Here is a 24606-nt window from a genome sequence, read left to right as displayed (position 1 = left end):
ATGACGCCACATCGAGCGCGCAGTTCGGGGAATACCATGGACATACCGGCGCCATCGCTGGGACGTCGCGCGGGTGATTTTCACGCGCGCCTGGGGTACAATGGATATGCTTACGAGTGGTAGTCTGCTTACAAAAGCAAAGAGAGACGAGTGGAGGGAATGCGCATGTCGGTCACGACGGAGAAAGGACTTCTGGCGGCCATTCGGGATCGCCGGTCGATTCACACGGTTGGAAAGAAGTCGCCGCTCGCCGATCAGGAACTGGAGCAAATCCTCGCGGACATTGTGAAACATATGCCGTCCGCGTACAATTCGCAGTCGACGCGGCTCGTGCTTTTGCTGGGCGCGGCGCACGAGAAGTTCTGGGACATCGTCCAAGACGTGATGCGCGCCGTCGTAGCTCCGGATCAGTTGGAGGCGGTCTCGGCGAGGCTCGCGGGGTTTCGCGGCGGTTACGGCACAGTACTCTTCTTCGAAGATCAAGCCGTGATCGAGTCGTTCCAGCAAAAGTTCCCGGCCAATCAGGACAAGTTCCCGGTATGGGCCGAGCACACCAACGCCATGCACCAATACGCGGTCTGGGTGGTGCTCGAGGCGTACGGCTACGGCGCAAGCCTGCAGCATTACAACGTCGTTGAAGATCGCGTGAAGGCGGAGTGGAAGCTGCCTGAGATGTGGCGGCTCGTGGCGCAGATGCCATTCGGATGGCCGGAGAGTGCGCCGCGCGACAAGCAGGTGCAACCGGTGGAGGAGCGGTTCAAGGTCTTCAAGTGAGGCATCGCCCCCGCAGGCCTCGACGCTTGCGGGGGCTTTTGGTTTCAGCGCCATCGGAGCCAGACGCGCATTTCACCCTGTCCCCGGTTTCCCCAGAGGAAGTACGGGATGGCGTGAAGCTTCACCTTGTGCTCCCGGCGGGACTCCTCCGTCGCCGGTTGGTACAGCGCGCCGTCCCGAAAGGCGGCACCATCGCGCCGATATCCTTCGCATTCCAGCGCCACGGCGTCCACGCCTGCAATTTGGCAAGGCACCTCTGCGAGCGGTGCGCCGAGATCGACCGACAGCGCGGCGAGGTTGGGGCCGTTATCCGCCTCCTCCACGCAGTACACGAGCGGACCGCGTTCGATGGCCGCCATGCCGCTTACGGCGCGGAGTTCCGGATGGCCGACGACCCATCGCGCCTCCATGGGGAATTCAAGTGCCACCTCGTCGCCGTCTGTGAATGCGCGCTCGATCACGGCGTAGCCATTCTTCAAGCACACCTCGCTTTCTGCGATGGGTTTGCCATTCACGCGAAGACTCGGCTCTCCCGCGCACCAACCTGGGATGCGGATGGCGAGGGCGAAGCGGCGGGGCCCGTCGCTCATGGACACGCGAAGAGACGCCTCGCCCCGCCAAGGCAGGCCCGACGTCATGGTCACCTGCGCGCGCGAGCCGTCCAGATCCCACTCGACGGAGCTGCCGATGTGAAGGTGGACGTACAGCGTCCGATGCGCTTCGTGCCACGAATACACATAGTCCTCGAGGCTCATCAGAAGGCGCGCCACGTTGGGCGGGCAACAGGCGCAGCCAAACCAGGCCTGGCGCGTCGGCCGGACGTGTCGGCGGTCTGGATTCTCCTCATTCGCGCGCGGCCACACTTCGAGCGGATTGACATAGCAGTAGTGCTTGCCGTCCTGCGCCATGCTGCCAATGATCGTGTTGTACAAGGCGCGTTCCATGACGTCCGCGTACGCCGACCTCGGGGCGAGATCCAGCATGCGTTTCGCAAAGAAGATGAGGCCCACGGAGGCGCACGTCTCCGCATACGCGGTCTCGTTCGGGAGATCGTAGTCAAACGTGAAGGCCTCGCCCTGATGGGTCGACCCGACCGCCCCGATGATGTACATCTGCCGCCGCGTGACGTTCTCCCACAGCCGCTCACACGCTTTGGCCAGCGTCTCGTCGCCCGTGAGCCGCGCGACGTCCGCCATCGCCGTGTACATGTACATCGCGCGCACCGCGTGGCCGATGGCGACCTCCTGCTCCCGCACCGGTTGATGCGCCTGGTAATACGCCAGGTCCGGCTCCTTCATCCACGGCCACCAGAACGACTTTCTCCCTCTCCGCTCCCATTCTTCGAGGAAGAAATTCGGCTCCGTGCCGCGGGCGTCGAGGAAGTAGCGGGCGAGATCGAGGTAGCGCCGCTCCCCGGTCACGCCGTAGAGTTTCACGAGTGCGAGCTCGATCTCCTGGTGCCCGTCGTACCCGTGAATCTGGCCTTCACCGGGTCCGAATGTGTCAGCGATGAGGTCCGCGAACCGGCACATGGCGTCGAGCAGCTTGCGCTTGCCCGTCGCCTCGTAGTAGCTGACGGCTGCCTCCATCATGTGCCCCGCACAGTAGAGCTCGTGGCAATCCATAAGGTTGGTGAACCGCTTGCCCGGCTCCTGGATGGTGAAATAAGTGTTGAGATAGCCATCGGGCTGTTGTGCCGCCACGACCAGGTCGATCACGTCGTCCGCCATGCGCTCAAGTTCCGGATCGCGCTCTCTCTTTAGTGCGTGGCCGACGGCCTCCAGCCACTTGGCCACATCGCTGTCCTGAAACACCATGCCCGTGAACTCGCCGGTCTCGAGCCCTGCCGCAATGCGGAAGTTGCGAATGGCCCCGCTCGGCTCCACGCCAGGGACGCGATCGTTCAGGATCTCATACTGGTACGGGAGCACGGTCTCGCGCACGAGTTGTTGGTAGCGAGACCAAAAGGGAGCGTGGAGTTGTACGGATAAGTTGGGCGTAGGTTTCGGCGTTTCTGGCGGCAAAGAGAAACACCCTCCCTGTGGAGATATATGCGTTTTCATTTAGGAAACATAGAAATATTATACGAACAATTTGATGATAGCATGCCGTTATTCAGTTAGATAGAGCTGTGCCGCGATGGCGCGATCACGGCGCGAGGTCCTGTGTCGAGAGGGCGGCCGGTGTGCCGCGCCGAGCGCGACGGGCAGCCTCGCCGCATACAAGGCTTGCGACAAGTGCCAGCGCCGCGAAGACAGGTGCCGAGCGCGGATTCCATGCGTACAGGTAGCCGGTGATGGCCCCGGATGGAGAACTGGAGAGCAAAATCAGCACGTTTAGAACCGCAAGCATGGTCGAGCGTTCGTTGTCGTCCATAGCGTTTGCCACGAGAGACTCCACAAACGGGTTGGCGAACACTGTGCCCGCGGCGGTGAGGGCCGTTGCGATGATCGTCGGCGCAAATGATCTCGGCGCCGAGATCGCCAGCAGAATGGTAGCCGCGGTCAGCAGCCCGATGCCGATCTGCATCCAGTGGTATCCGTGATCGTCGTGAAAACGCCGCGCGAACGTCGCTAGGCAAACCGCCATGGCGAGCGAAGAGAGAGCTGGGAGCAGGCTCATGAAGGACGGCGGGATGCGGAGAGCGTCCATTTGGTACGCCGTGACGAAGGTGGTTCGGATGGACATCTGCACGTTCCACAAGACGTAGACGCCAAACAGCCACATTAGCGCACGGTTGCGTGATAGGGTCTTGATAGCCGCGCGAATCCGGCGCCACTCGTGTCGAAGGTGGAATCGCTTCGTCTCGGCCATTCGCGTCCGACCGATGCTCGTCTCGCGAAGTCCTTGGTGGCGAATGGCGATCATCGTGGTCATGCTGGCGAAGGCGTAAAGGTAAAGCAAACGCGTGCCGAGGACCACGCCCGTGCGATGGATGAGCCAACCTGCGATGGGCGAGAAGAACCCAGCGACGGTCGCGACCACCTGTAGCGCGGTGAAAACACGCGAGCGCATGTTGGCGGGGGTGTCCTCAGTCAAAAGGCAATACCACGCCGTGGTTGAGATGCGCTGAAAACCGTTGAAGAAGAAGGCAAGGGCGAAGCCCCACCAATCGTGCGATACGGCCCAGAGCAGCGCGGCGGCGGACCAACTGACGAGATCGGTCACCCAAAGCGCCTTTTTGCGCCCCATGCGATCCGTCGCGTACCCGCTCAACAGAGCGGAGAGCATTTGGACGACGAGGTTCATGGTGGTGAGCCAGCCAAGTTCCACGCTCGTCAACCCTGTCTGCAACATGTAGACGGACGCGTATGTGGTATACATGTTGTAGGGGATTACGAAAAGCGGTTCTGCGATAATGCAGGTTCGGGGATTTTGGGGCATAGCACTTTTCACCGTCGTCACCCTCATGGCGGTATGGTACTGTATCGGGTGGTATCCCTGACTGTCAAGAAGCGAATACGTTTTCGCTTCCAAGGTACCATCATCAATCTATCGAATGTGATGGCGAACGACCAATCCATATAATGGGAAATGGTGATGTGGGCATGGCTTCTCCCGCCAAATACGTGATGGTCAAAGAGCAAATCCGGGAGTGGATCCGCACGGGGAAGGTGAAACCCGGGCAGAAGATCTACTCGGAAAATGAACTCATCAAGATGTTCCGCGTCAGCCGGCATACCATCCGGCAAGCGGTGGGGGACCTCGTGCACGAGGGACTTTTGTACCGGGAGCAAGGTGCCGGGACGTTCTGCGCCTTTCCGCAGGAGGAGCGGGCGTCGGGAGAGAGCCAGGAGGCGCGAAAGTATATCGGCGTGATCACGACGTACATCTCGGACTACATCTTTCCGAGTATCATCCGCGGCATTGAGTCGTACGTGACGAACAAAGGGTACTCGCTGATTCTGGCGTGCACGTACAACAATCTGTCCAAAGAGGCGCAGTGCCTCGAGTCGATGTTGCAGCGGCCGATAGCGGGGCTGATTGTGGAGCCGACGGAGTCGAGTACGTACAATCCGAACATCCGGTACTACCTGGAGCTGGAGCAGCGAAAGATCCCGTATGTGATGATCAACCAGTACTATCCGCAGCTCGACCCGCCGCACATCATCATGGACGACAAGAAGGGCGGCTGGATGGCGACGCACCACCTCTTGGAGCTTGGGCATCGGAAGTTGATGGGGATCTTCAAGACGGACGACTTGCAGGGCGTGTACCGGATGCAGGGGTTCATGGACGCGTGCCGGGAGGCGGGCGTGTCGGTAAAGCCGGAGTGGCTCATCACGTACCGGACGGAGGAGTTGGGCGAGGAGGTTGTGCGTCGGGTGCGAGGGGAGTTGGAGCGCGAGGAGGAGCGGCCGACGGGGATTGTGTGCTACAACGACCAGTTGGCGGTGAAGGTGCTGGACGTGCTGCGAGAGCTTGGGATCCGGGTGCCGGAGGAGATGTCGCTGGTGGGATATGACGACTCGTATCTGGCGGAGGCGACGGAGATCAAGCTGACGACGGTGGAGCATCCGAAGACGCAGATGGGGCTGGACGCGGCGAAGTGGGTGATGCGTGCCATCGAGCGTGGGAAGCGTGATGGAGAGGAACCGGGGTCTATCGTGTATGAGCCCAAGCTGGTGATTCGAAGTTCGACGGCACCGGTGGCCGTCGGCACCGCGTGAGACTCGCGGCCAGTATCCCACGACTTGCATGCATCGATGAGTGGACCGGCCTCGCGGCGGCCGGTCTTCCTCATTTGTGCGCATGAAAGCGCATTGACAAAGACAAGAAACCGCTTTATTCTACAAGTTGTACGTACATTATAGATTTTAAACATCATTGTCCGGACATCTTTCGGCCGACGTCGTGCCCACAGCTTGGAGGAGGTGCGCCATGTCCACTCAGCAGACGCAAGGCTCTCGTGCCTACGCGGTGACCATCTCGCTGGCGGCCGCAATGGGAGGGCTGCTCTACGGCTACGATACCGCTGTGATTTCCGGTGCCATCGGTTTCTTGAAAACGCTCTATCACCTCTCACCTTTCATGCAGGGATTGGTGATCTCCAGCATCATGATCGGCGGCGTCATCGGCGTGGCCGTATCCGGCTTCTTGAGCGATCGCGTTGGGCGCCGAAAGGTCCTCATGACAGCTGCCGTTCTGTTCGCAATCGCGGCATTCGTTTCTGCCATCTCGTCGGATGTCACCACGCTCATTCTTGCCCGAATCGTCGGCGGTCTCGGCATCGGCATGGGATCGGCGCTCTCGGTCACCTACATCTCCGAGTGTGCGCCGACGCACATCCGCGGGGCTCTATCGTCGCTCTATCAGTTGCTCACCATCATCGGCATCTTTCTGACCTACCTGACCAACTACCTGATTCAGCGCTCCGGATCGGTCGCCTGGGACGTGCACACGGGTTGGCGCTGGATGCTGGGGCTCGGCTCTGTACCAGCGGCTATCTTCTTTTTCGTCCTGCTATTTGCACCGGAGAGTCCACGGTGGTTGACGAAGGTCGGCCGGATCGACGAAGCGCAGCGGATCTTGGTGCGCATCAATGGATCCAGTGTTGGTCAGCGTGAACTCGAGTCCATTCGCGAATCGATTGCGAGTGAAAGCGCTGCAAGCATCCGTGATCTTCTGAAGCCCGGTTGGCGCAAGGCGCTCGGCGTCGGCATCCTCCTGGCTCTCTTCAACCAAATCATCGGCATGAATGCTGTCACGTATTACGGCCCCGAAATCTTCAGGATGGTGGGGTTCAGCCTCAACTCCGATTTCGAGATTCAAGCGTTCTTCGGCGCCATGTGGGTCGTGTTCACTGTCGTCGCGGTCGTTCTGATCGATCGCGTCGGCAGAAAACCGCTCATGATCGTCGGCTCCGCGCTGATGGCCATCTTCATGGCGCTGATGGGCTTGACCTTTTACCTGCACGTTCACAACGGGTTCTGGCTCGTGCTGTTCATCATGGGGTTCACGGCGGCGTTCAGTGTGTCCATGGGTCCGATTCCTTGGATCATGATCCCGGAAATCTTTCCGAACCACCTGCGTGCCCGCGCGGCAGGCGTGGCGACCATCTTCCTGTGGGGAGCCAACTGGGCCATCGGCCAGTTTACGCCGGTGTTGCTGAACGATCTCGGCGGCGCCTATACCTTCTGGATTTTTGCGGTCATCAACATCCTCGGGGTGCTGTTCGTGACAGCCTGGGTGCCGGAGACGAAAAACCGCTCCCTGGAAGAGATTGAATCCATCTGGATGGCTTCGGGGAGCGGGGTGTCGCCGTCGCAGCGAGAGGCGCACGAACGCGCGAAGCGCGCCCATTTTTGACCCTGACTTGTCCGAATAACTCATTGTGCTCGATCGACCTTGTAAGTACAATTGAGGTGATGTCTGCGGTTCCACCCTCTGAATGCGCGAAGGAATGTGGGGATGGATATGGGCAAATATTCGATTGGCGTGGACTACGGGACGCAGTCCGGGCGCGCCGTGTTGGTCGAGATTGGGACAGGTCGCGAGATTGCGACGGCCGTCAAGGAGTACACGCATGGCGTGATGGACGAGTACCTGCCGGATGGGGTGACGCGCCTCGGACCCGACTGGGCGCTCCAGCATCCGCGCGATTATGTGGAGGTCCTCGAGGAGACGATTCCTCGGCTTCTCCGCGAGTCGGGCGTGCGGCCGGAGGACGTGATCGGCATCGGCATCGACTTCACGTCTTGTACGATGCTTCCGATTCGGGCCGACGGCACGCCGCTCTGCTTGGAGCCGCGCTTTGAACGGCATCCGCACGCGTACGTGAAGCTCTGGAAGCACCATGCCGCGCAGGACGAAGCGAACAAGTTGAACGAGATTGCGCGCGAGCGCGGGGAGGCGTTTCTCGCGCGCTACGGCGGCAAGATCTCGTCGGAATGGATGATCCCGAAGATCTGGCAAATCCTCGACGAGGCGCCGGAGATCTACGATGCGGCGGACGCCATGGTGGAGGCGACCGACTGGATCGTCATGCAACTGACGGGCAAGCTCGTGCGCAGCTCGTGCCCGGCGGGGTACAAGTCCATCTGGCACAAGCGGACGGGGTATCCGAGCCGCGACTTCTTCAAGGCTCTTCATCCGCGCCTGGAGCACGTCGTAGAGGAGAAGCTCTGGGGGCCTATCCTGCCCATCGGATCGCGGGCAGGGGAGCTGACGGAGGCGATGGCGCGCCGCATAGGACTGGTGCCTGGGACGCCGGTGGCCGTGGGCAACGTGGATGCGCACGTGTCGATGCCGGCAGTCGGGATCACCGAGCCGGGCAAGATGCTGATGATCATCGGCACGTCGACCTGCCACGTCCTGTTGGGGACGGAGGAGCGCGCGGTGCCAGGCATGTGCGGCGTGGTGGAGGATGGGATCATTCCGGGGTACATGGGGTATGAGGCTGGGCAGTCCTGCGTCGGAGACCACTTCGAGTGGTGGATTGAAAACGGGGTGCCGCCGGCGTACTGGGACGAAGCGCGGCGCGAGGGCATCGGCATCCATGATCTCCTGACGCGCAAGGCGGCGAAGCTGAGACCGGGCGAGACGGGCCTTCTCGCACTCGACTGGTGGAACGGGAACCGATCCACGCTCGTCGACGCGGACCTCACGGGTCTTCTAATCGGCGCGACGCTCGCCACGAAGCCAGAGGATATCTACCGGGCGCTGATCGAGGCGACAGCGTACGGCACGCGGATGATTGTCGAGACCTTCCGGGCGAGCGGCGTGCCGGTCGACGAGATGTACGCGTGCGGCGGGATTGCGCAGAAGAACGCGCTGATGATGCAGATCTACGCGGACGTGCTCAACATGCCCATCTACATCGGCGCATCGACGCAGGCGCCGGCGCTCGGCGCGGCGATGTTTGGCGCTGTGGCGGCGGGGAAGGCGCGCGGCGGATACGACTCCATTGAGGAGGCGGCGCGGGAGATGGGCAGCGTGCGCGAGAAGCCGTACGTTCCGAACCCGAGCGCGGTGCGCGTGTACGACGCGCTGTACCGCGAGTACGCGCGGCTGTACGACTATTTCGGCCGCGGCGAAAACAATGTGATGAAGGTGCTGAAGCGCATCAAGAGCGCCGTGGCGCAGGAAGAGGTGAAGACATGCTGAGGGAACTGAAAGAAGCGGTCCTCGAGGCGAACCTGGCCCTGCCCAAGCACGGTCTTGTCACCTTCACCTGGGGGAACGTGAGTGGCATTTCTCGCAAGGACGGCCTCGTGGTCATCAAGCCGAGCGGCGTGCCATACGACGAGCTGACTGCCGATCACATGGTGGTGGTCGATCTCGACGGACGCGTCGTGGAGGGCGATTTGCGGCCGTCGTCAGACACGCCGACGCACCTCGAGCTATACAAGGCGTTTGAATCCATCGGCGGCATTGTGCACACGCATTCCCCGGCCGCGACGGCGTGGGCGCAGGCGCGGCGCCCCATCCCGGCGCTCGGCACGACGCACGCGGACTACTTTTACGGGGATGTGCCCGTGACGCGGCCGCTGACGAAGGACGAGGTGGAGCGCGGTTACGAGCTCGAGACGGGACGGGTGATTGTCGAGACGTTCCGCGCGCGCGGGCTGGACCCCGTCGCGATGCCGGCGGTGCTTCTGGCCAATCACGCGCCGTTTACGTGGGGGAAGGACCCTGCGGAGGCCGTGTATCACGCCGTGGTGCTCGAAGTGGTGGCGCAGATGGCGCGCGACACCCTGCTTCTTGCGGGCGGCGAGGCGCACATAGATTCGTTCTTGCTTGACAAGCACTATCAGCGCAAGCATGGGAAGAACGCGTATTACGGTCAACCCGGCGCGGCGGCGCACTGAGGTGTCCGGACGAGTCGATGGGAGAGATGGTTGGATGAAGATGCCGGCTTATGAATTCTGGTTTGTGGTGGGCAGTCAGCACCTGTACGGGGAAGAGGCCCTCGCCCAGGTGGAAGCGCATGCGCGAGAGATGGTGCCGACGTTGCAGAAGGCCATCGGCAGCGCGCACACGCTGCGCTGGAAAGGCGTTCTGAAGGATGCGGACGAGATTCGCAGGCTGTGCCTCGAAGCGTCGGCGGACGACGCTTGTGCGGGCGTGATCGCATGGATGCACACGTTTTCGCCGGCGAAGATGTGGATTCGCGGCCTGATGGCGCTGCAAAAGCCGCTTTTGCACCTGCACACGCAGTTCAACCGGGATATCCCGTGGGACACGATTGATATGGACTTCATGAACCTGAACCAGTCGGCGCACGGAGACCGGGAGTTTGGGTTCATGGTGACTCGCCTCGGCATGCCGCGCAAGGTCATTGTTGGCCACTGGCAGGACCCGGAGGTGGCGAAGCGGATCCGCGGATGGGCCCTGACGGCGGTGGCGGCGGCTGTGAGCCGGGGGCTCAAAGTCGCGCGCTTCGGGGACAACATGCGCCAGGTTGCCGTCACGGAAGGCGACAAGGTGGAGGCCGAGGCGCGGTTTGGCTGGTCCGTAAACGGCTACGGCGTGGGCGATCTCGCCGAGCGCGTGCGGGCGGTGTCGGAGGCCGAGATCGACCGGCTCATCGATGAATACCAGACGCTCTACGAGTTCGCGCCGGGGTGCGAGAAGGGCGGCCCGCTGCATGACGCCGTGCGCGAACAGGCGCGCATCGAGCTTGGGCTTCGGTCCTTCCTCGAGGAAGGCGGCTTCGAGGCCTTCACGACGACGTTTGAGGATCTGCACGGGCTGCGGCAACTGCCGGGCCTCGCGGTGCAGCGCCTGATGGCCGACGGCTACGGCTTTGGCGGCGAAGGCGACTGGAAGACGGCGGCGTTCGTGCGCGTGCTGAAGGTCCTGGCCGAGGGCGAGGGCACGTCCTTCATGGAGGACTACACGTACCACTTCGAACCGGGCAACGAGATGGTGCTCGGCGCGCACATGCTGGAGGTGTGCCCGACCATCGCGGCGACGCGACCGCGCGTGGAGGTGCACCCGCTCTCCATCGGCGGCAAGGAGGATCCGGCGCGGCTGGTGTTCGACGGCGCAGGCGGGCCCGCCGTGCAGGCCACCATCGTCGATCTCGGCCACCGCTTCCGTATGGTTGTGAACAAGGTGGAGGCCATTCAGCCGGATCGCCCGATGCCGAAGTTGCCCGTGGCGCGCGTTTTATGGAAGCCGCTGCCGTCGCTCGCGTCGGCGGCCGAGAGCTGGATTCTCGCAGGCGGCGCGCATCACACGGTGTTCTCATATCGGGTGACGGTGGAGCAACTGCAGGACCTCGCCGACATGATGGGCGTGGAGTGCGTCGTCATTGACGAGCACTCGACGCCGCGCCAGATTGCGATCGAACTTCGGTGGAACGAGGCGGTGTACGGCCGCTGAGCGAAGGTGTGGGGCTGCCAAAGCGCAGCCCCGCGTTGTTTTGGGGGGAACGCGCGTGAATTGGAGCTTGGATGACCTGAAGAGGCTTGCGACGGACTGCCCGTGCGGCCAACCGCACCAAGCCATCCCGTTGGAACACCTCGAGGTGGGACCGGGAGCTTTGGCAAACGCCGCGGCGTGGATCCGAGCGCGATATGGGCGCGTGGTGCTCGTGATGGATGAGCATACGCGCGCGGCGGCGGGCGATGCGCTCGCCCAGGGCTTGACCGACCTCGGCGTGTTGTGGACGGCCTGCCTCATCGAGCCGAATGCCCAGGGCGACGTGGTGGCGGACGAGCGGTCCATCGTTCAGGCGCTTATCGCAGCGGGTCCGGACGTCGAGGCGCTCGTGGCGGTGGGCTCGGGCACGCTCCACGACATCGCCCGGTTTGCGAGTTACAAGATGCGAATTCCGTTCGTGAGCGTGCCGACGGCGCCGTCGGTCGACGGATTCACGTCCGCCGGCGCGCCGCTCATCGTGCGCGGCATCAAGACGACCTACCAGACGCAGGCGCCCATCGCGCTTTTCGCGGACACGGACGTTCTCGAACGGGCGCCGAGGGAACTCGTGTGGGCGGGATTCGGCGACGTGATGGGCAAATCCACCTCGCTCGCGGACTGGGCGTTCGGGGCTATCGCGGCGGGGGAGCCGTATTGCGCCCATCTGGCGGCGCTCACGCGCGAAGCGCTGGAGATGGCCGTGGCGCAGGCGGACGGCCTCGCCCGCGCGCGAACCGACGCCATTCGCAGCCTGATGGAGGCGCTCATCCTGTCCGGAATTGTGATGCTCCTGTTCGGGCAGTCCCACCCGGCGTCCGGCGGAGAACACCATCTGTCGCACGACTGGGGAGATGGAGTTCCTGCGATCCGGCAGGCGCCAGATCCTCCATGGCCTCAAGGTGGCTGCGGCGTGCGGCGTGATCGCGGACGTCTATCACGCGCACGTGGAGGACGCGGTCGCGGAGGCCGTGCGCGCGGGACAGGCGCCGTGGGCGTCCCTTGCGGGGCGCGAGGAAGAGGTGCGCGCGATTGTGGCGTCGATTCCGTCCGGCGATCACGTCCGGTCGCTCATGCGCCGCATTGGCGCGCCGGCGGAGCCATCCGAACTGGGCGTGGAACGAAGCCTTGTGTCGGCGAGCTTGAAGCGCGCGCACAAGCTCAGGAACCGCTACACCATGCTTCGACTGTTGAACGAGACCAACGTGCTCTGAGGTGTCGCCCTGTCGCCCGCTGTTGCAGGGCCTCGGTTTGTTTTATACTCATGTGAAGATAACGGCCGGGGTGGGTGATAGGGTGATTCACATCAAGGAGTTGCGGTCGGGCTTGCCGCTATTCAAGGCGCTGGGTTCGGAGGTCCGCGTCGCGCTGCTGGAACTCTTGCTCCAACATGGGCGGCTGAACATGGACGAGATCGCCAAACGGCTTGGGATCACAAACGGCGCGGTGACGCAGCACGTCCGAAAGCTCGAGGAATGCGGACTCGTGGTCACAGAGACGGCGGGGGCGCGCCACGGGCTGCAGAAGTTTTGCTACGTCAACGAACAGAAGATCCTCGTGGAACTCGCCCCGGAGACGAAAGACCAGGACGTGTACGAGGTGGACATCCGGGTGGGCCACTATGTCTCGTTCGAGGTGTGGCCCACCTGCGGCCTGGCCACGGCCGAGACCATCATCGGCACGTTTGACGATCCCCGGTACTTCGCCGACCCGCAGCACATCGACGCCGAGATTGTGTGGCTTACTAAAGGGTATCTGGAGTACTGGATCCCGAACTTCATTCGCACGGACAGGCCGGTGGAGGAAATTCAGATTATCGCGGAATTGGCCTCCGAGGCGCCGTCGTACAACAACGACTATCCCTCCGACATTCACTTCTCCATTAACGGCGTGGACATCGGCTACTGGACCAGCCCGGGCGATTTCGGAGACGAGCGCGGCCGGCAGAATCCGAGCTGGTGGCCGCCGCATCTCAACCAGTACGGACACCTGAAACTCGTCCGCGTGAACCACGAAGGCACCTTCATCGACGGGTGCAAAATCTCAGACGTGACCATTGAGGATCTGCAGCCGTTTCGGGGGCATGCCATTCCGCTGCGATTCTCGGTGCCGGAGCACGCGCGCCACGTGGGGGGGATGACCATTTTTGGCCGGAGATTCGGGCACTACGATCAGGACATCAAAGTGCGCGTGATCTACGGGCGTGGGGCGAGGGATTGATTTAATAAAATATAAAATAATTAATCATGATATAAATTTGTTATTGACGAAGCCGAGATGTTTGTTTATTCTGTACGTAGAAAGCGCATTCAGAGGTTGAGAGCAGGCATTGTTGAGCATGGGTCTAAAATATTTGAGGGGGTGCTCGTTAGGTTCGGAGTCGTCAATGGGTCTTCGCCTGGGTTGTACGTATGACTTTAAAAAAGGGGGCGTTGTCCGTATGAAAAAGCTACACAAAAAGACAGCGGTGGTCGGCTCGATGACTGGGGTGTTGGCGGTCCTTGCCGCTGGTTGTGGCACGTCGTCCGGCCAAACGTCAACCGCTACGAATCAGACCGCCGCAGGTTCAGCGTCCGTAAAGATGGTTGATGGGCTGCCATTACCCCAATATAACGGCAAGGCAACGCTGACGTGGTGGTCCTGGGTTCCCAATGCGCAAAAAGAAGTCGATATTTTTGAAAAATACTATCCGAACATCAAGGTTCATTTGGTGGATGCAGGCGCAGGTGCGACAGAGTACCAGAAATTTAGCACCGTAATACAGGCGGGCAGTGGTATTCCGGACGTTGTCATGCTTGAATTCGATGTCATGCCTGAGTACATCGCAACAGGCGCACTGCAGGACATCTCTCCATGGGTATCTCAGCTAAAGAGTCGCTTCACGCCGTGGACCTGGAATCAGGTATCCGTTGGTTCCCACGTGTATGGAATTCCAGAAGATACGGGTCCGATGGGGCTCTTCTACCAGAGTTCGCTGTTCAACAAGTATCATCTGAAGGTTCCAACCACTTGGAGTCAGTTTCAACAAGAGGCATTAGAGTTCCATAAGCTTGATCCTTCGAAATATTTCTCTTACTTCTCAAACAATGATGGTCAATGGATGTTTGGTCTGTTGTGGCAAGCGGGGTGCGTTCCGTTCCAGGGGTCAGGTAACAATTGGAAAGTAGATATCGATTCACCTAAGGCGGTTCAAGTGTTCTCGATGTGGCAGAAACTCGTCAAGGCCGGTGCTGTGCAAAGTATTGCAGCTGGTTCCCCAGAATGGCAGAAGAACATCAACGCGGGTCTTTATGCCACCGCGGTTGGATCCGCTTGGTACGACAGCGAGATCCTTGTCCCGTATGATCACAACCTTTCTGTCCATAAGTGGCGGGCCGCTTTCATTCCCGAGTGGACGCCAGGCGATACCATGGATGGAGACTGGGGAGGCTCTGTCCAGGCCGTGACGAAAGCGACCAAGTATCCCGAAGCGGCCGCTATATTTGCGGCTTTCATCAATGCCGCGCCTGCGGAGTTGGCGCACGACGTTGCGCCTGCGAAAGACGGTGGTGGCGGGCTGTTCCCGGCGGCAACTGCCGGATTCGACATCCCGTCGTTCAAGCAGCCGAATCCAGCGCTCGACAACCAGCCTGCCAATGTCGACGTGTTCGAGAAAGAGTCTCCTCGTGTGAATACCAAGTTCCAGTGGAGCCCGTGGTCAAGCTACGTGTTTAACGAACTGCAGACTGAGATAGGCAAGGCGTTCTCGGGTAAGGAAAGTGTGCAACAGGCTTTGGCGAATGTCCAGCAGGCGGTCGTGAATTACGCTCGCTCCCAGGGATATAACGTGACCACTTGAATTCGGCCCAGTGCCCTCGAGCTGTCTAGCTCGAGGGCGTCCCTGAAAGCGAAAGGATGTGATGCCGAGTGCGGGCTGCTCTCAGACATTCGAGGAATGCGTCAGCCGCTGCGTTTTTGGCGCCCTTCATTCTTCTGTTCATTGCTTTTCTTTTCGCACCGTTGCTTTACGCCTTCTACACGAGTCTTTTCATCGAACGATTTGGCCAACCCATTTTTGTCGGGTTTCGAAACTACGTGAACGCGTTCCAAGACGGGGCGTTTTGGAGTTCTGTTGTGAACGTCATCCGATATGCGATTCTGCAAGGAGTCATCATGATTGTACTCTCGTTGATTTTGGCCCTTGTACTGGACACGAAGTATGCGAGATGGAAACCGTTATTCAGATTGATCTATTTTCTTCCATATGCAGTGCCGGGTGTATTTGCGTCGATCATGTGGGGATTTCTGTACTCCAAGCCACTGGATCCCCTTTTACAAGCACTTCACTTTGACCCATTGTCCTCGGCAGCCCTACTTTACAGCATCATCAACATCGCAACGTGGGAATGGGCCGGGTATAACATGACCCTGTACTCAGCCTCCTTAACCGGGGTCTCGACAGATTTGTACGAGGCAGCGATAGTAGACGGATGCAACGAGTTCCAGTTGGCCTGGCACATTAAGCTTCCGTTGCTGAGGCCCACCATTCTCATGACAGTCATTCTCAGCTTCATCGGATCGATGCAGCTGTTCAACGAACCGTTCCTCCTGAGCGCGTTGACGCCGATATCTCAGACGTTCACGCCAAATATGGATATCTATGCGATGGCGTTCAATCTTACGAACCTTCCTTACGCTGCGACGCTTGCCGTGCTTCTCGGCGCAATTACTATTTTCATCTCGGCGTGCGTCATGATCGCTGCTCGCGTAATTGGGCGTCGCTCGCGAGAGCGGACTGCGCTGCGGATGTCGTCTGAAGAGGTGTTGAGCACATGAGTACAAGCGTCTTTCAGAGTAGGCCAAATGTGCGAGCTGACAGCTCGGCATCGCCTCATTCGGCGTTCGTCCGCCATTTCGTGACGGTGTTGGTGATGGTCTTCCTCGTGGTGGTTGCGGTCTACTTTCTCATTCCGGTGGTATGGTTACTGATTGCATCTACCAAGACGCAAGCAGAACTACAGAGTACAGGTATATTTTCATTGCCGAAGCGTCTAGAGTTGCTCCAAAACATTCGCTTACTCTTTGCTTACAATAATGGCGTATTTGCAAGATGGTTCCTAAACTCTATCATCTACTCCGGATCCGTCGCCATACTCACGTGTTTGGTCAGTGCGATGGCGGGCTATGCACTCGCGAAATTCGATTTCCGAGGAAGAGAAGTCCTTTTCTATGTGATTCTTGCTTCCATGATGATTCCAGGAACGGTGGCGACCATTCCTCTGTTCGTAATTGAACAGCCGCTCCATCTTGTCAACACGTATCTAGGGGTCATCCTTCCACTGATAGCAAGTCCTTTTGGCGTGTATTTCCTCCGAATTTATATCCGCGATGTGGTGCCCAACGAAATGCTGGAGGCCGCAAAGGTGGACGGGGCACCGGAACGGACGATCTTTTGGAGGATCGTACTCCCTGTGATTCGCCCAGCGATTGTCACACTCCTGCTTATTAGCTTTATAGGGACATGGAACAACTTTTTCTTACCGTTGGTGCTTCTTCACAACCAGTCGCTCTATCCACTGCCGGTTGGTGTGGATGTTCTCCTAAGCCTGATCGCTACACCTGCGGCAGACCAATCCATGCCTATTTATCAACTTGTGATTACGGCTTCTCTGTTGTCCATCCTGCCGATGATCATTGGGTTTATCCTGTTCCGAAAGCAAATTGTTACCGGGCTGACACAGGGAAGCGTAAAACTTTAGAGCCGAGAAGGAGAATCCCCTATGTCCAACCTGAAAGCGCGCATGACCATCGATCCGGCGTACCGCCTCGCGGAGACCGACCCACGGATCTACGGGTCCTTCATCGAACACCTCGGCCGTGCCGTCTACGGCGGCATTTACGATCCCGGCCATCCTACCGCAGACGAAGACGGATTTCGCCTGGACGTGATCGATCTCGTCAAAGAGCTGAACGTTCCCATCGTTCGGTATCCGGGGGGCAATTTCGTCTCGGGCTACCGTTGGGAAGACGGCGTGGGGCCCGTGGAACAGCGCCCCGTCCAGCTGGATCTCGCCTGGCGCAGCCTGGAGCCGAATCGCGTGGGCCTCAATGAATTCGCGCGTTGGGCGAAGAAGGCGAACAGCCAGGTCATGATGGCCGTCAACCTCGGCACTCGCGGCATTGAAGAGGCCAAGCAGATTGTCGAATATTGCAATCACCCCGGAGGAAGCTACTGGAGCGACCTTCGCCGCAAGCACGGTGTCGAGCAGCCGCACGGCATCCGCGTGTGGTGCCTCGGCAACGAGATGGACGGTCCCTGGCAGATCGGCCGCAAGACCGCGGACGAATACGGCCGCCTCGCGCAGGAGGCCGCCAAGGTCATGAAGTGGGTCGATCCGTCCATCGAACTCGTCGCGTGCGGAAGCTCCGGCTCCAAAATCGCCACGTTCCCCGATTGGGAGCGGATTGTCCTCGAGCACGCCTACGACGAGGTGGACTACCTGTCGCTGCACACATACTACGGCAACCGCGACGGCGATCTCGCCAATTTCCTGGCCTCTTCGCTGGACATGGACGCGTTCATCCGCACCGTCGTGGCGACATGCGACTTCGTTCGCGCGAAAAAGCGCTCGAACAAAACCATCTATCTCTCCTTCGACGAATGGAACGTGTGGTTCCACTCGAACGAGGCGGACAAACAGGTCGAGCCTTGGCAGGTGGGGCCGCCGCTTCTCGAAGACGTGTACACGATGGAAGACGCGCTCGTAGTGGGTTGCATGCTCATCACGCTGCTCAAGCACGCCGATCGCGTCCGGATTGCGTGCCTCGCGCAGCTGGTCAACGTCATTGCGCCCATCATGACGGAAAACGGCGGCCCGAGCTGGCGCCAGACCATCTTCTATCCGTTCGCGCACGCCTCGAACCTCGCGCGCGGCGTGGTGTTGTACGCGCCGGTGGAGTCGACGAAATACGACAGCAAGGATTTCACCGACGTGCCACACCTCGAGGCGGTCCCGGTGTGGAACGAGGCGGCGGGCGAGCTGGTCCTCCTGGCGGTGAACCGCGCTGAGGAGCCGCTCGCGCTCGACGTGGACCTGCGCGGATTCCCCAATGCTCAGGCGGAAAAGCACATCGTGCTCACGCATCCGAATATGAAAGCAGCCAATACGAAAGAACGTCCGAACGAAGTTGTCCCCCAAAAGCGGTCTATTGGCGCGGTGGATGCGGGACGGCTCGCCGTGGAACTGCCCGCGCTGTCGTGGAACGTGATTCAATTGTCCGTGTAAAGGCCGCTAGGTGGGCCGCGTCTGACGCGGCCCAGCCCTTAAAAATGAGCACGCTCGACGCGGGTCCCATACTTCGCCGTGGCCCAGGATAGGATGATTGCGGTCCACGCAAAGAAAAGAAGTACACTCACAGTCATGATGATGGGAGACGTCGCGGCCATATCCGACATCCATGGGGCGGCTTTGCGCAAGTCAGGAATTTCGCGTACGGCCTGCGCGTCGAGAATGCTCCAAGGACTGAGGGGTACACGTACCCCGGACCCTGGGCGTTCGACCTGGATCATCCATATACACAAAACCAAGTTGTAAAGCGTTCCTGTAAACAGCGCGTGGCTGACCACGGTTACAGCAGCCGCTGTAGTTGCGATGAACGTTAGCTTGATTATCGTTGAGGCAAGGAGCCACGCAGTCGGAACGACTTGCGGGGGTTGCGAGTCTAGTGGTGGGAAGGCGAGAATTCCCGCCGAGAGGAATGCGATTAACAACAACAGTCCCAGCGTCACGGCCGCCATCAGCCAAGTAAAGCGCCTCCAAAGCATATGGAGAAACGTCAGGCCTCGAACACGGAATTCTCCATCCATGCCTTGACGCATATCGTGCCAAAACATGAACGAAATCCAGACGCCAAACAGAAATGTAGATGCAGGGGAATTCGCCCACGCGAGAGCGATTTCCACGGTCTCGACAAGGTTCAGATGAACTTCAGAACCCAATCCTGAGCTTTGTGTAGCGCATGCCGCAAGTCCATAAGCTAAGCTACCTATCCACCAAAGGGAACCGCCCAGAAGAAGCGGGCGGCGGACGGTCTTCCACAATCGAGCACCTCCTCACGTTGACGAAATGAGAGACACCATTTTTTCTGGAGGAATGATCCATTCCACGTGAGCGCGGTAGGCCTGCAAATCTTTGTTCATGTTCTGAAGCACTTGCGGAAAGCGCTTCGCTAACTGTGCTGCGACGAAACTCGGAATCCAGTCAACTTCACTTTCCCAGGACAGGTGGTTCGCGCGAGCCTTCATCATCGCGATTGACCAATTTGACGGTCTGGCGTCGGAGAACGGCGATAGCTGCTCCCGGATGTATTCTGACAAGTCGGACGGGATAGAGATGTGCCACTTCTGCGCTGCCCCAACCATCAGCGCCAACGACTGCACAAGTCCTGAGCAACTGTCTTCAAACGAGGATGCATTAGGAGAGCGAAGAGCTGATTCCATCGCACTCTGTGACTGTCGAGTACTCATGTAGAAAAAATATACATCTCTGCTAGTCAGGCTGTAAGGACCGATCTTCGCGACGACAAGGTCTCGCATACGGAGACTCTTCGAATGTGCCTCGGCCCACATCTGCTCGGCGGTGCGAAGCCTCGCGGCATCTGAACGGTGCGTCCACGCCGGAATGACGACATAGTATGCGACCAGCATCACTCCGATAGCTACACAGAACCCGGTGATGATGAATTTGCGAACGGAATTCACGAGTCCACCTCCGCACGAATGTCCTGGCGCACCAAGCGTTTCGGTTCGGCTCTACCAACCTTTCCAAAAGCCCACGCGGTAAATGCGATGCAAAGAGTGAGTTCGGCGCCGAGCAAGGCGCAAGCAGCGAACGATGTTGGAAGATAGCGCATGAGAATCCAATGAGTGCTCGCGCTGCTTCCAAGATAGATGCCAATATGACTTGCATCCGTAAACGGATAAGTGGTTGGCGATCCGCGGGCAGCGAGCCTCGTACCCCATGTAAACGTGGTTTGTGTCAAAACGCTCAGGTTGTCAAATGGACTTATAGCCGCAAGAATCCACGACACTCTCGGAGATATGAATAGGGTAATCGCGTTCAAGATTCGGGGCTCCGTCGTGAAGTGTAGCCACCATGCGGTCCAGGCACTCAGCGCACCAAGTGCGAAGTTGGACCATAGTGCCATGAACGCGAGACCCATCACACCCATGGTCCACGCGAATAAGATGCCTGAAGTGGCGACGCGAATGCACAAGAGGAGGTGTGACCCAGACGGCCAAAATCCGTGGAACACACAAATGCAGATCGCGACCATGACGCCAGCGACCTGTGTAAGACATGCAAGTGTTAGGAGGGAAATCAATCGTGTGAACACCCATGTGCGCGTCGCGTGCGGGAATCTAACCAGATGCTCCGAGGGCATAGAAGGCCGCCAGTCGTTCCACGACCACAAAGCACCTGTCGCAGCCCAAATCCCAACGCGAAATAAATAAGGAGTTGACAACCATGTTAGAACGTAAGGAATGACATACTCCGAACTGTAGAAGCCAGTCCACTCCCTCGAAGTGACACTCAACGGTCCGCGTGCAACCATGTCCGAATGCAACTGCCAAATGAGGTATCCAACATCTGTTGCGAGGGAAAGCCATGCCACCCAGTGACGCCGAATGCGAATCCACTCGGCGCGAAGAGCTTGAATCAAAATGCGTCACTCCTTGCGTGGTGCGCCGTTTCGTCAGCGAGTGGTTGAAAACCTGCGTTCAGGAGACATTCCACTGCGTAACTGAACATTTCAGATTCGGGGGATAGAATGATTTCTACCGGATTTTCCCCCTCTTGAAAGGGCACATGGTTCCGTTTGAGTACATCTGCCCATTTCGCATCCATTTTACCGTTTCTCTCCACAAGCACTCGCTGTGCAAACTCGACTCGGGAACCGCAGAAATCCACAGTGTGGTTGGAGATTCGAACCACCTGACGAATTTTTTGGGGAAAGCCGTATGCCGCGTGAAGCACCATCACAACGTGCTCTGCATGTGTTCGGAGAGCCCTGTCGACTTCCTTCCATAGCGCGTCGACTCCCCGGGCGTCCAATCCCGTGAAGGGTTCGTCGAGTATCCAAACTTTCGGTTGGCTCCAGACGCTACAGACAATACCTAGCCTTTGTTTCTGCCCACGCGAAAAGCCACGTATACGGTCTTCGGGCACACTAAAGCGGTGAAGAAGCTCGTCGTATTCAGATATCCATTTCCTTCCTGTAAGATGAACATAGTAGGCAAGCATTTCACTCGCCGTCAAATGCTCATAGAAAGATGGCGGATCGAGGAGTACACCCATTTCCGGGCCTAACCGTCGGATGGGCTTCCCGTTGAATCGTATTTCCCCGCGCGTAGGTCGCCATTGCCCTGCGATGCACCGTATGAGAGTTGATTTACCAGATCCGTTCGTGCCAACAATCACCGTGAGGCCGGGTTGAAGGACAGTGTTGACGTCTCGGAGAATCCACGACCGCCCAACGCGTTTGTCCATGTGCAAAATTTCAATCAAGTCGTATGGCCCTCCCAAACGCTCGCGAAGCGCCGCCCAAGATTCAACGGCGCATCCGCATGTCTCAATGGATGCATAGCATCATCCTCTGATGTACGCGGCGCTTGTGGGCGCGAGAAAGGTTGCCTGTGTTTGTTGGCCGTTCTGTAACTGAACGATGGCGTATCCAGTCAACGTCGCAGTGTACACACCGGCACGAGGGAACGTGTGCGTGTTGCTCGCCGACCAATCCGGAGAGTTCTTTTGCCAAGGCCAAAAGTTGACGGGACCCGAATGGGAACCTCCATCGCTGTATGTAATTGTGAAAGCACCTCCTACGATGTTACCCTGGGTCGAATGAGCACCAACCTCAGCTGTTCCAACTGTTCCATAGTCCCAGCCGAGGTTACAATACGAATGTCCTGCATTGCCCGAGACGGTCGTTTGTGGAACTGCAGCTGCCAGCGCAACCGCACCTCCTGCGAATACACCAAAGACGACGCTAACGCCTGTCCAAAGCAAATTTCGTGTGCGCATGCGTTTCGCCCTCCTTGTAGATTCTGTAGCTCACGGTCGTGATTTGACGGTGTCTCTCATCTTAAGCGACAACCATGGTTACCATCTGATTAACAATTCTTTCAAGATAATCTTGAGATACTCGCAGCATGTAGCCCACTCCGTGCACGCTCACGATGAGGCTGCGGTCTCCCAGATGATTTCGAAGACGATAGATGAGATTGGCCAGATTGGCTCGACATGCTGTAGGAACAGTATTCCATAAAGCGTAAATAAGATCGGATGTTGGGACGATCTGATTGCGTTTTCTGAATAATTCATCTAACAATCGAAACTCCATATCCGACAACAGAATTTCTTTTCCCGAGCGCACAATCGATTGCCTTTCTCGGTCCCACAAGCAACGGGCAGAGAGTCTTACCGTACTCGACAAATCGAGTCTCACCTCGACCAGAACACAAGTGAACCCCGTGACGAACACAGCGGGATACGCTGCGTCTGAGCGAAACGCAACCATAACATAGCATTTTTGGTTCATCATATCCGCATGTATCTTCCAGGTCAATAGGTTCCATGGAATTGAAAGAACGCGAAGGAGGTTTGTTCTGTGTGGAGACGTCGTTTACACCATCCAATCCTGAGGGTGTCAGTGCGGGGAATCCGAATTTTCATGTCAGCTTTGTATGCGCTTGCGTTAACTTAATTTACATATTGCGTAGACAACAACGGTGTGCAAGATTTACACTGAATCTAGCCCTCGGCCGAAGGGCCGAGGCCCCGGGGAGGACGTTTTGTGAAACGCATCGATGCCATCATTCGTCCAGAGAAGCTCCAGACCACCATCAAGGCCCTGCGGCAGGTGGGTGTCACGGGATTCACGGTCATTCCGGTGCAGGGGCGCGGCCAGCAGAAGGACGCCATCGGCGTGTATCGAGGGCACGCGTACGACATTAACCTGCACCCAAAGATCAAGCTGGAGATTGTGGTCTCGGACAACTACGTGCCGGCGACGGTACAGGCCATCATCGGGGCCGCGCAGACGGGCAAGATGGGCGATGGGAAAATCTTTGTGTACGACATCCTCGAGGCGTACAACATTCGCACCGGCGAGATCGACGAGACCATCGACGAGTTGAATCAGAAGAGGGAGGACACCTAGTTCATGTCTTCACAGACCGCGCTGAACGCCGTCTGGGTGGTCCTCGCGGCCGCCCTCGTCCTGTTCATGGAAGGCGGGTTCAGCCTGTTGGAAGCAGGGCTCGTGCGCACGAAAAACGCGGTGAACGTCACGATGAAGGTGTTTGTGGACCTCACCTTCGGGGTACTGGCGTTCTACCTCGTGGGCGTGCACCTGGCGTTTGGACTGGACGTCGCGCACCTGTGGGGGTTCGGGCCTGCCGTCGCCCCGGCGAACGTGCCGCAGGCCGCCTTCGTTCTCTTTCAAATCGGGTTTGCCATCGCGGCGGCGTCCATCATTTCGGGCGCCGTGGCGGAGCGGATGAAGTTTTCCGCGTATGTCATCATCGTCATCCTGGTCTGTGCATTAGTCTATCCGCTCGGCGCGCACTGGGCGTGGGGGCCAAATGGGTGGCTCGGCAATCTCGGTATGGAGGACTTCGCCGGATCGGCCGTCATCCACGCGATGGGCGGATTCATGGCGCTCGGCTTCGCCAAGAGCGTCGGCCCGCGCGCGCAGCGATTCAACGCTGATGGGAGCGTGAACGTGTTTGCGCCGAGCAACATCCCGCTCGCCTCGGCCGGGGCGTTCATCCTCGCGTTCGGCTGGATTGGCTTCAACGCGGGCAGTACGCTCAACGCCTACGATCCGCGTCTGTCGAGCGTCGCGCTGAACACGGTCATCGCGGCTGCGGCTGGCGGTGCCGCCGCGGTGATGGTCACCATGATCCGCTTCAAAGTGGCGGATCCCAGCATGATGATGAACGGCGTGCTCTCAGGGCTGGTGGCCATCACGGCCGGGTGCGCGTTCGTCTCCCATTGGGCGGCCGTAGTCATCGGCGTCGTGGCAGGCATTTTGGTGGTTTTCGTTACCGGTTGGCTCGACGCCTGGAAAGTGGACGATCCCGTCGGCGCCTTCGCGGTCCACGGGGCAGGCGGCGTATGGGGGACGCTCGCGGTGGGCCTGTTCGACACCACGCGCGGCCTTTTCACCACCGGTCACGTTCACCTGGCCCTGGTCCAGCTTTTGGCCTGCGTCGTGTACCCGCTGTGGGGATTGCTCACATCGATTGGCATAGGGTGGGTGCTGAATCGCGTCCTTGGCCTGCGCGTGTCCGCCGAGACGGAAGAGGAGGGTATCGACGTCGTCGCCCACGGCATTCCTGCGTACAACGAGCTCGAGCGATTCACCGACCTTTGAAGTCGCGCATCTCCTCAAGCGACGCTGGCGGTCCGGCCGTTACAGCCG

The 24606-nt window shown here is 59.1% G+C and carries 20 protein-coding genes; 14 read left to right on the top strand and 6 right to left on the bottom strand.

Annotation, left to right across the window (positions count from 1 at the left end; genetic code table 11):
- Positions 1–165 precede the first annotated feature (165 nt).
- On the top strand, positions 166–774 hold the full coding sequence (locus tag TC41_RS15100; protein ID WP_041695559.1) for a nitroreductase family protein: 609 nt from the start codon (positions 166–168) through the stop codon (positions 772–774).
- Positions 775–818: 44 nt separating this feature from the next.
- Here TC41_RS15100 and TC41_RS15095 read toward each other — a convergent pair whose 3' ends face one another.
- Together TC41_RS15095 and TC41_RS15090 are read right to left on the bottom strand one after the other, a co-directional pair.
- Entirely contained in the window at positions 819–2798 is a 1980-nt protein-coding gene (locus TC41_RS15095) for a glycoside hydrolase family 127 protein (protein WP_041695558.1), read from the bottom strand.
- A gap of 124 nt (positions 2799–2922) precedes the next feature.
- Positions 2923–4098: an MFS transporter gene (locus TC41_RS15090; RefSeq protein ID WP_014465943.1), complete on the bottom strand. Its 1176-nt coding sequence runs from the start codon at positions 4096–4098 to the stop codon at positions 2923–2925.
- A gap of 203 nt (positions 4099–4301) precedes the next feature.
- Between TC41_RS15090 and TC41_RS15085 the strand changes: the two genes are divergently transcribed.
- From TC41_RS15085 to arfA, 11 genes are all read left to right on the top strand, one after another.
- Positions 4302–5444, top strand: coding sequence for a GntR family transcriptional regulator (locus TC41_RS15085; RefSeq protein ID WP_014465941.1), 1143 nt, complete (start codon positions 4302–4304; stop codon positions 5442–5444).
- Between the two features lie 211 nt (positions 5445–5655).
- Entirely contained in the window at positions 5656–7083 is a 1428-nt protein-coding gene (locus TC41_RS15080; RefSeq protein WP_014465940.1) for a sugar porter family MFS transporter, read from the top strand.
- A 102-nt stretch (positions 7084–7185) separates the two neighbouring features.
- Positions 7186–8880 carry a ribulokinase gene (gene araB / locus TC41_RS15075; protein ID WP_014465939.1) on the top strand — a complete coding sequence of 565 codons (1695 nt, stop codon included), beginning with the start codon at positions 7186–7188 and terminating at the stop codon, positions 8878–8880.
- Complete coding sequence (locus tag TC41_RS15070; RefSeq protein ID WP_014465938.1) at positions 8874–9584, top strand: L-ribulose-5-phosphate 4-epimerase; 711 nt, start codon at positions 8874–8876, stop codon at positions 9582–9584. The genes araB and TC41_RS15070 overlap by 7 nt, the downstream gene beginning before the upstream one ends.
- A 34-nt stretch (positions 9585–9618) precedes the next feature.
- The gene (gene araA / locus TC41_RS15065) at positions 9619–11103 is read left to right on the top strand and encodes an L-arabinose isomerase (RefSeq protein ID WP_014465937.1); all 1485 of its coding nucleotides are present in this window, start codon (positions 9619–9621) and stop codon (positions 11101–11103) included.
- Between the two features lie 55 nt (positions 11104–11158).
- Positions 11159–12409: a sn-glycerol-1-phosphate dehydrogenase gene (locus TC41_RS15060; RefSeq protein ID WP_014465936.1), complete on the top strand. Its 1251-nt coding sequence runs from the start codon at positions 11159–11161 to the stop codon at positions 12407–12409.
- A gap of 26 nt (positions 12410–12435) precedes the next feature.
- The gene (locus tag TC41_RS15055; RefSeq protein WP_014465935.1) at positions 12436–13359 is read left to right on the top strand and encodes an ArsR/SmtB family transcription factor; all 924 of its coding nucleotides are present in this window, start codon (positions 12436–12438) and stop codon (positions 13357–13359) included.
- A gap of 220 nt (positions 13360–13579) precedes the next feature.
- The gene (locus TC41_RS15050) at positions 13580–14977 is read left to right on the top strand and encodes an ABC transporter substrate-binding protein (RefSeq protein WP_014465934.1); all 1398 of its coding nucleotides are present in this window, start codon (positions 13580–13582) and stop codon (positions 14975–14977) included.
- A gap of 116 nt (positions 14978–15093) precedes the next feature.
- The gene (locus TC41_RS15045; RefSeq protein ID WP_014465933.1) at positions 15094–15954 is read left to right on the top strand and encodes a carbohydrate ABC transporter permease; all 861 of its coding nucleotides are present in this window, start codon (positions 15094–15096) and stop codon (positions 15952–15954) included.
- Between the two features lie 95 nt (positions 15955–16049).
- Complete coding sequence (locus TC41_RS15040) at positions 16050–16877, top strand: carbohydrate ABC transporter permease (protein ID WP_237700134.1); 828 nt, start codon at positions 16050–16052, stop codon at positions 16875–16877.
- A gap of 21 nt (positions 16878–16898) precedes the next feature.
- Positions 16899–18404 (top strand): arabinosylfuranosidase ArfA, encoded by a 1506-nt coding sequence (gene arfA, locus TC41_RS15035; RefSeq protein ID WP_014465931.1) that lies wholly within the window; start codon positions 16899–16901, stop codon positions 18402–18404.
- A 38-nt stretch (positions 18405–18442) separates the two neighbouring features.
- Here the strand turns inward: arfA and TC41_RS15030 are convergent, their stop codons facing one another.
- The 4 genes from TC41_RS15030 to TC41_RS17345 form a co-directional block, all read right to left on the bottom strand.
- Positions 18443–19219: a hypothetical protein gene (locus TC41_RS15030; protein ID WP_041695555.1), complete on the bottom strand. Its 777-nt coding sequence runs from the start codon at positions 19217–19219 to the stop codon at positions 18443–18445.
- 12 nt (positions 19220–19231) lie between these two features.
- On the bottom strand, positions 19232–19879 hold the full coding sequence (locus TC41_RS15025; RefSeq protein WP_041695554.1) for a hypothetical protein: 648 nt from the start codon (positions 19877–19879) through the stop codon (positions 19232–19234).
- Between the two features lie 958 nt (positions 19880–20837).
- A complete protein-coding gene (locus tag TC41_RS15485; RefSeq protein WP_049784390.1) occupies positions 20838–21686 on the bottom strand; it encodes an ATP-binding cassette domain-containing protein in 849 nt (282 codons plus the stop codon).
- Positions 21687–22263: 577 nt separating this feature from the next.
- Positions 22264–22698: a helix-turn-helix domain-containing protein gene (locus TC41_RS17345; RefSeq protein WP_374952878.1), complete on the bottom strand. Its 435-nt coding sequence runs from the start codon at positions 22696–22698 to the stop codon at positions 22264–22266.
- Between the two features lie 276 nt (positions 22699–22974).
- Here TC41_RS17345 and TC41_RS15010 point away from each other — a divergent pair, with 276 nt between their 5' ends.
- Positions 22975–23340 carry a P-II family nitrogen regulator gene (locus TC41_RS15010; RefSeq protein ID WP_008338402.1) on the top strand — a complete coding sequence of 122 codons (366 nt, stop codon included), beginning with the start codon at positions 22975–22977 and terminating at the stop codon, positions 23338–23340.
- A gap of 3 nt (positions 23341–23343) precedes the next feature.
- Positions 23344–24558 carry an ammonium transporter gene (locus tag TC41_RS15005; RefSeq protein WP_014465923.1) on the top strand — a complete coding sequence of 405 codons (1215 nt, stop codon included), beginning with the start codon at positions 23344–23346 and terminating at the stop codon, positions 24556–24558.
- Positions 24559–24606 lie beyond the last annotated feature (48 nt).

This window comes from Alicyclobacillus acidocaldarius subsp. acidocaldarius Tc-4-1 (assembly GCF_000219875.1).
In the GTDB taxonomy this organism is placed as follows: Bacteria; Bacillota; Bacilli; order Alicyclobacillales; family Alicyclobacillaceae; genus Alicyclobacillus; species Alicyclobacillus acidocaldarius_A.
This window is presented reverse-complemented; position numbering and strand designations above follow the sequence as displayed.